At 44.1% G+C, this 1,677-nt stretch carries 2 protein-coding genes; both read right to left on the bottom strand.

Annotation, left to right across the window (positions count from 1 at the left end; all coding sequences use genetic code 11):
• The coding region (locus tag CK510_RS30095; RefSeq protein ID WP_143289518.1) for a hypothetical protein at positions 1-230 on the bottom strand (230 nt) is incomplete at its 3' end.
• On the bottom strand, positions 227-1,677 hold a 1,451-nt coding region (locus tag CK510_RS30100; RefSeq protein ID WP_245912521.1), incomplete at its 5' end, for a carbohydrate porin. The genes CK510_RS30095 and CK510_RS30100, both read right to left, overlap by 4 nt.

Raw genomic sequence — 1,677 nt, forward strand, 5'->3', positions numbered from 1 at the left:
ATCGCATCGTTTACCCAACCTTTTTTAAGTAAGTTAAACCCCTTTTGGACTGCGGAACTGGATTTTTGAGCAGCAGCCGGAGCAATTAAACTTAAAGGCGATACACTGGCAACAAAAGTAAACAGACATAAGTAAAAAGGAAAAAGTGAAAGAGGTCTAGTCGCTGTATTCAACACCCTATCTCTCTGGTTTTGACGCAAAATCCTTTTACCTTTTTGCTTCGGACTCATCTGGCAATTCTCCCTCTTGGGGTAACATCAAATTCTGATTTCACCCTGATACCTAAGACAGTTTCCTCGAAACTATCTCTTCCCTGCACGGAAAAACCAAGTCTTAGATTATCAAGTAATGGAAAATCATAGTATGCTTCCACCACATCTGGACGATAACTGGTACGACGCAAACTATCATTTGTCAAAGCTTGTCCGTAAGCTAACCCTAGTCGGTCATCTTTGGTAAATAAATCTACCAGTGTTGCACCCAGTACGTAGGTATCAGCACCCTTGCCTAAATCGCGGTTTTCATAGCGACCAAAACGACCGAAAAGACCCAATTTCAAGTTTGGAACAAATACTTCTGCATTCAAACCATATGCTTCTTCTCGGTCATCTTTGAGGATGCCAAAGGTATTATTTCCTCTGGCAATGCTAAAAGCCTCTGCAAAGGTATCGCGGTTGCCTCCATCACGGGAAGTAGAATAGGTTCCCCGCACAATCGCATTCCCAAAACGTACCCCAAGTTCTCCAGCAAAGCCATCTAGGGAAAAATCACTTAAGCGATCGCTTGAAGAAAATATTGCGGCTTTGGCATCTATATTGTCGGTAACGCTCCAGTTGAGAAGTAAACCAGGACGGGAAGATATTCCTGTGGCTGATAAAGCTGGGTTGGTTTGGAATACGGGATTGAAGAAATGACTGGCTCCATCTTTGGCAAAACTATTACGGTCAAAGTAGGATGTCAAATCCATCTGACCAACTACGAATCGCAAATTCGGCAAACTTCCTAAGGAAGTCGCAAAATATAATTCGTTAATATTCAAACCTTCATTCCGCGAGTCATCGAAACTGCTACCGTTACTGACAAAATCCAAGGTAGCTCCAAACAATACTTGTGGAGTTAATGGATAAGTTCCAGTTAACCTTGCCCTCGCAGATGTTTCCTCCTGGGTCACATACACCCCTTGTAGCCGTAAGGATGGTTCCGATAACGCCGTACTCTTGAGTAGGGGTTGGGAACGCTGGGAAGTGTTTCTTGGGGTGTTTGTGGGGAATTGTGGCTGAATTTGGGGGTCATTCGGTGATGGTAGGGTTCCACCTTGGGAATTGAGAATCTGGTTGAATGTTGGTGGTGTTGATTCAGCTACCGATGACTGCGTTCCCAAGGGAGAATTGAGAATTTGATTGAATGTTGGTGGATTACTTCCCATCTGCGATCGCGTTGCTGGTGTATTCAGAATTCTTTCAAATGCTGAAGATGCAGTAACACTATTCTCTGATGTTTGACCAAATCCTCTGTTTTCAGGTTGTTGAGCGTTGAGTAACTCGTTGAAAGTTGGGACTCTACCTGGTTGGGTTGCCGTTGGTGAATTGATTAATTGATTGAATGTTGGTGTGGAATTTACCCCTAACTGTGATTGGGGGGCTTCACCTACTAGGGGTGGCAGGGGGGCAACGGAAG

The organism is Brunnivagina elsteri CCALA 953, from assembly GCF_002289455.1.
In the GTDB taxonomy this organism is placed as follows: domain Bacteria; phylum Cyanobacteriota; class Cyanobacteriia; order Cyanobacteriales; family Nostocaceae; genus Brunnivagina; species Brunnivagina elsteri.